Consider the following 7,077-nt stretch of genomic DNA (forward strand, 5'->3'; position numbering starts at 1 on the left):
AATTGCGATAGCTCTTGGCATCATAGCCTTGCTTTGCCATATCTTTTTTGATATAGGCTATTTGATAGGATTTTTTGGGATTTTTGTGGGCGGAAGCATAGTTAGTTATATCATATTAGATTGTCTTGATAGCACTTTTGAGCAAGTCATAGAAAACGATGAGGCTAATAAAGGTAAGTGATGAGTGTAATCAAAAGTAAAGCCAAATTTATATCTCAACAGCATATAGGATATAGCGTAGATGTAGATTTTGTGCCTTTGAATGCAAAATTAGATTATACATTATCAAATATCACACAAATGCAAGTGGCTGATTTGAGATTAGCCTTGCAAATATGCGATATAAATAATATTGGCGCAGATTCGCATATCAAAATTGATTCATTAGATAAAACGACTTATCAAAAAGATTTATATCCACAAGTAAATTATTTGCTCGATAATCAAAACAATATTTTAGATTTAAGAGCAAAGGCAATGGAAATGTTTTTGTTATTTGTAGATAAAAAAAGTGGTGCACAAGATATTAACGATATTTTTAAACAAATAAAAGATATTCTTAATTCGTATAATCTCAAACAAGAAAATATATTTAATACGCTAAAAGATTGTAATTTTGATAATACCGCACAAATTTTTACAGAGGCAAATCAAAAATTAAAAGAGTTGCGAATCGCACTAGATAGATCCGCCAAACAAGCCAAACAGGATTTACAAAATCGATTTAATAAAGACATAATTATATTAAGCGCAAAAATTATTGGCACTACACATTTGCCACTAATATCCCTCGTGCTAATAAATAATCCTCATTCAAAATTAGCAAAAAGGCTTATTCCACTTTTAAGAGGAGTGCCACTAGGACCCGTTGGCATAACTATTTCACTACTTTTTCTTTTGTATGATATTTATGATTTTATTTCAAAAAAATATAAAGAAAATCAAAAAATACACGCTGTTTATGAAGTCTATGGGGCAATAATTAGCATTTATGAAAAATTAGATTATTGTTTAGCGAGCATTTTAAATGTCTCGCATTTTGGAGCAGGAAATCTCATCACAACGCAAAAAAATAATATTTTTACTTATCATTTATATCCAAATTATGCGAAATTTAACTCTATGCTTTTATATGAGATTTCTAAAGATGACATTTTGATTGTAGCGGACAAAGTATTTAAGGCTAAATTCTCGCTAGATAATGATAAATATGGCAAACAATCATATATAGAGACTATTTTTAGCAAAAACAATGATGATTCTAATCACATAATAACAAATAAAACAATCACTCAATTTTCCACATTTTGCACTTCGCATTTGCTAAAACTATATGATAAAAATGACAATATCATTAACTCATCAGCATTTCAACATTTGCAAAATTTATTACTAAAATTTGATAGTTTTTTATTTATAAAATCATCTAGTTTTAGCTCTATAATCGCAAGTGATATGCTAATACAAAGTTTTGCGCAAAGTCTGCAAAACAATAAAATGCGTAGCAATAAAACGGCTCTTATTTTGACAAATTGCTTGCGCCATAGATTGCCAGAATATAAAATGCAACAATATATAAAAGATAAATGTTTCAACAATGACTATACAAAGAAAAATATATTATTTTTATCTGCAATGTTTAGAATCAAAAAAGTTGATTTTATAACATACATTATCCATCAAATCATTGAATTGTTTAAGCAATACAAAATACCAATCAAAGAGATTAACAAGTCGCTAAAATCATACCAAATGAATATCGAAACCTTTAAAGACAAAAAAATATGCGATATGAATGAAAAAGAGTTTTGTAGTTTAGTTTATGAATTATGCGCTTTATTTACAAAAGGAAAGATACTTGAAAAAAAACAAGCAAAAAATCAAGTAAATAAAAATGTAGAAATAATGAATATGTTATTAGATATTTCTTATTTGCTTTCATATTTTAATGATTATGAGATTGCAAAATTTAAGAAGTATCAAAAAGAAATAAGTGATGAATATGAAAAACAAAAACATTTACTGCAAGATTTTTTTCAAAAAAAATTTATTGAACCTAATAATACACCAAATGTATTTCATAATATTAAAGATTTAGAAACATTGTATGTTGCAATGCTTGATATGTATTTCAATAACAATGACAGCGCGCTAGATTTGGCACTAAACATAAATATTAACTATTTAGAAATTGAACAAGATTTGCAAAACAACTCATTGCAAAATTATCAACAATTAGCAATAGATTATATGATGCCACTTATACCATTACATAAGGACATATTACAGATTTTAGATAAGCAACTTTTATTTAAATTTTGTAGAATTAGCATTCAATATATTTTAGATTCTAACAACGAAACAAAAAATAATTTTTTATTAGGCTATGAAACAATCTTGCTTTCACTTACTGCAATAAATATAGATATAGAGCAAAACAATCATTATGATAAATCCATATTGAAAATGTTTTTCGATATAGGAGAAATGGCGATAAAAAATATTGCAAAAGATACTATTACCTATCAGCTATCCAAGATTAAAGATAAAGTTAAACAATATACCACCAAAACATACAATTTAAGATTGTTTAATCAATCTAATACAGACATTGTCAAGCAAATTACGCAAGATATAGCAAAAGAGTTAGACCAACGAACCAATAGCTATGTCAAAGAGTTATATAACAAGATAGATAGTGGCATAAGCATTAAACATATCGCTCAAATATCGGTAATTAACACCATAATGACATATATTGCAAATACAATATTAGATAAGATTTTCCCAACTCAAATAAAAGATAGCAACGATATGAAACAAAAAATTGTTGCGCTACTTTTTATGATAAATCGCCATAGAAATACACCTTATGCCACCTGCAAACAAGGAAGCGAGTATTTGACATTTCCTATAGAAATCACACAAACATTTATAAGCGCGGATTTGAGAGCGATTTTGCTAGGTGGCTCTGCTTTAGATAGTGGATTTTGTGTAAAAACGCCTAGCGTAGCTATGTTTAGCGAAAATGAAATAAATTCAATAAAAACAATCAAAGAAAGCATAAAAAATTTTATAAATTTTAATGTAGATTTTGATGCGCTAGATGGCAAAAAGCGCAGTGTCATCAAAGAGGCTTATGCGAAATTATGGTTTTATTTGGAAATGGGAGAGAATAAGCAATTAGAACATTATTTAAGGAATGAAGTTTGTATCAAACCCAAAGAATGTAATTTGGCAAATCTTACAGATGGCAGATTTATGCAAACCAAACTCAAAAAAGCAAAAGAACTTGATAATGACATAAAAAATTTTGAATCAAAGGGTGGCACAGCAAAAGATGGGATAAAATTTAACCACGATTTTCTTATCCAGCTAAAGCGCATTGCAGAGTGGAATTATGAAATATATACACAAAAAACTAAAAGCAAGAAAAATGATTGCGGGGAATGCCAACAAATAGAGCAACTTTGTGGGAATCTTATCTATGATGATGATTTTATCCCTACAACCATTGACATAATAGATTGATATAAAATCTACGCATTTAAGGAGTGAAAGTGAAAGGTGCGCTATTTGAGAGAGAAGAAATACCATTTTGGCAAAAAATCCATAGTGATATGGAATCTAAAGAGGCAATATTTCAAGCTAGTATGCCGACTAATGTGAGCGAACAACAACGCATAAAAGAATATAGACTTAACTTTATGCTAAAAACCATCAAATCTTACAAACCACACCCAAATGGCAATGGAATCAAATGGAGCAAAGAGGAAAAAGAAGCATTTATAAAGCTAAGCTACAAAGAGCAAAGAAAAATGATAGTCCGCAAAAGTGAGATAAAATCTGCTTTGTTTCCTTATGTGAGCGTGGATTATGAGCCATATAAATATAGTGAGCGCATAAGCGATAGCGCAAAAAGAGCATATCAAAAAGCACAAGCCTTACTAAACAAAAATAAAAATTTAGATTTTAGAAACTTAGATGCTAATACTAAACAAGCCATATTTCATAATTTACGAATCGCATATAAAGAACAATATCTAAAAGCAGGGGTAGAATTAGCAAAATTGCTTTTTAAAAATTCGCATCTAAGAGACCATAGAGATGCGGGCGATGAAATCGCAGAATGCTCATCTATCACACAAGCATTGCTTGATAAAAAAATCCCAGAAAATGCGTATATGTATTATCAGCTTTATAAAAGTGGGTTATTATATCTTGGCAGAGAGCAAGCATTAGAATGCTACAATCACGCGCTAGAATCGATAGTGTGGGAAGCGATAGATGAGGAGGCACAAAGGAAAGAATCTAGATATTCACTTGTTACTGCGGAACTGTGGCTAGCAGCTGCTATTAAGTATCAAAGCCCATTAGCTTTTTCTATGGCAGCAAGTAATTACTGCCCATCGGGTGTGCCTTGGGTTCTTAAGTATGCCATTATCCCATTTCACGCTTGCATTCGTTGCAACATCGCACTTGGTGGAGACGCGATTAGCACACTAATTGAAAATTATCGCTTAAGTGATGGGGATTTCCCAAAATCTTATACAAAAGCAACTAAACTTAATGCTTATAAGCAAAAACCTGCTTCGCAAAAAGGACTAATAAACGGGCTTGACCCATATTTTGATGAAAAATTTCCACCTGAAACATTGATTGATGTAAGCTCATTTGCCCAAAGCTGTGTATATGGCGGGCGCAAGGGAAGTTTAGGAATAGCTTATGCCAAAAAAATCGGTTTAATCAAAGATGTAAGAGATAAAGATTCTACCCCACAAAGCATAAAAGAATATTATCTAATGATGTGGATAATCATTGTGGCTGATATTAACGGATTCAAAAGACTTCCAAAATTATTTGATAATTATTCAGGATACATAACGCATAAAATCTATCAAAACCTTCCTTACGGCTACCCCTCCGCTCGTCCTTATATTTTCCCCAAAGAAGTGTTGGATTTAGAGATAGATTTTACAAAAGGATTAGAGGACATAAAGCAAGAATGAAGTAGTATGATTGGCAAATATTTTATGGGTTTTATAGAATTTGCAGGAGTTGTATTTTTAATCGATAATTGGGTAGAATAAAAACTCAAAATAGACAAAAATCAAAAAGGATAAATATGTCGCATTCAAGCATAAATAATCGCTTAACCAATAAAACAAGCATAACCACGCCACGCACGGAATATCTTTACCGACTTAATAGTGTTAATACGCTTTTTTATGACAATATAGAATCTATACCAAAATGGCAAAAAGAAAACACACAATATTTATTAAGCAGTGATAAATTTCTGCATAATAGGCGTAATATAGATGCGTTAGAAAATGAAATATTGGGATTAGATATGAGGGAGATGCTACAAAAATTATTTGATATGCACCAAAAATATATCAATAAAGAGGGCAATAGAAAACAGCTAAAGGGCGACATTGAGGGATTTATAGATGCGACAATAAAAACCATAGAAAAACTTAAAACAAAACATAAAAATATTTTTCAGCAAGATACTTTAGATATTATTAACATTAAGCATAGCAAATTGGCTTTTGAAAAGGGTATGGATAATATAGACAAATTACTTGCAGATATTAAAAATGCAAACAAAGAAGCTAGAGAAATGGCAAAAAATGAAACAAGCAAAATACTAATAACGCTATTAGGTAAAGTTTTTTGGCACACTCCTAGTAGTATGACAAGATATGTTGTAACGCAATTATCAAAATCAAATGTTGCTATGATAAATCTCTTGCGCAGTCTTGCATTTTCTAATCCATACATAGCATTTGCGGTGATTTTTGCATTATGTTTTTGGGCTATCTGGCGTTTTTTGGATTCCAAAGAGGACAATGAATTAAAAATTGAAATTTATAGATTGTATATTGTCTCAAATAATATTGTTCAATATATAAATAAGCAAGATAGCTTTCTTGTAAATATTATAAATTTTGATAAAAAAATTTCTGGCAATATATTTTTTGAAAAAGATAGTATTAAATATATTACTTCCCCATCGCAAATGCACAATATACAAACTATAATGCCAAAAAACAACGCAAATACAATAGATAAAATTTTATTATGCAATATTTCGCATAAAGAATCTTTTAAAGACATTGAAATTTTATCGCTACTTACAAAAAAAGAGACAATATGTAGCAAGGCAACCTATCACAAAAGCCAATATTTTGCTCTTTCTGTGTATCCAATCACCAAAGATGAATTGCGAGATAGCGATATAACAAATGCCTCAGCATTTAAACATCTAAAAAATCTTACACTGCAATTTAATAATTTTTTATTTATAAAAACATCCTATTTGTCTTCTACTATAATGCTTGATATGATTTTACAAAGCATTACACAAAGTAGCCAACAAAATAATCCACTTGTAGAAAAATATATGCTTTTTATTACTCTTGCTCCACAAATAGATTCACCACAATACAAAACATATAATTTCATAAAAGAAGTGTGTAACAATAACAATATATTACAAAACAAAGTGTTGTTTTTAAATACCATTAACCAAATAGAAAAACAAGTTATTTTTAAAAATTTTAGACAAGTTATTTTTGAAAATTACACACAATTAGAGCAATACTATAATAAAAAACATAATTTGAAAGAATGGTTTCATGCGGATAAAACAGAAAGCATACAAGAAATGCTAGATAATTTTTGTAAGGATTGTAACAATAAAGATATTGTTCAAATTGCGGATGAATTTAGTGAAATATATTGTTTGATTTTTGAGCAAAAACATTTATTTGAAACTACATTTTTAAATGATAAAGAAAATAAACAAGCAAAACAATATGCAGCTTATATCACAAATGCTTTATTTGCTTTTGATGGCATAATGTCAAATTTTATTGATTTTCAAAAACAAAGCAAACAACAAGATGGTATATATTTTGATGATAACGAATTAAAAGAATTGCGAAACAAAGTAAGAGAGAGACTTAATGATGCCGATATATCTACAAGTGTTTTTTGCATAGCAAATATATTTAATAATGCTTATTTTTCAAATGCACCAACACAAGAAATTTCAAGTTTTAAAAATTT

The 7,077-nt window shown here is 29.4% G+C and carries 4 protein-coding genes; all 4 read left to right on the forward strand.

The window, feature by feature from the left end; all coding sequences use genetic code 11:
- A partial coding sequence (locus ACWIX0_RS12505; RefSeq protein WP_454174320.1) for a hypothetical protein occupies positions 1-181 on the forward strand: 181 nt, incomplete at its 5' end.
- On the forward strand, positions 181-3,531 hold the full coding sequence (locus tag ACWIX0_RS12510) for a hypothetical protein (RefSeq protein WP_454174321.1): 3,351 nt from the start codon (positions 181-183) through the stop codon (positions 3,529-3,531). The genes ACWIX0_RS12505 and ACWIX0_RS12510, both read left to right, overlap by 1 nt.
- A gap of 29 nt (positions 3,532-3,560) precedes the next feature.
- Positions 3,561-5,009 (forward strand): hypothetical protein, encoded by a 1,449-nt coding sequence (locus tag ACWIX0_RS12515; RefSeq protein WP_454174322.1) that lies wholly within the window; start codon positions 3,561-3,563, stop codon positions 5,007-5,009.
- 353 nt (positions 5,010-5,362) lie between these two features.
- A partial coding sequence (locus tag ACWIX0_RS12520) for a hypothetical protein (RefSeq protein WP_454174323.1) occupies positions 5,363-7,077 on the forward strand: 1,715 nt, incomplete at its 3' end.

This window comes from Helicobacter sp. T3_23-1059 (assembly GCF_053654515.1).

What these genes read in the sequence shown, in the direction of transcription:
- ACWIX0_RS12510 (WP_454174321.1), top strand. Translation starts at nt 181, where the DNA reads ATGAGTGTAATCAAAAGTAAAGCCAAATTTATATCTCAACAGCATATA.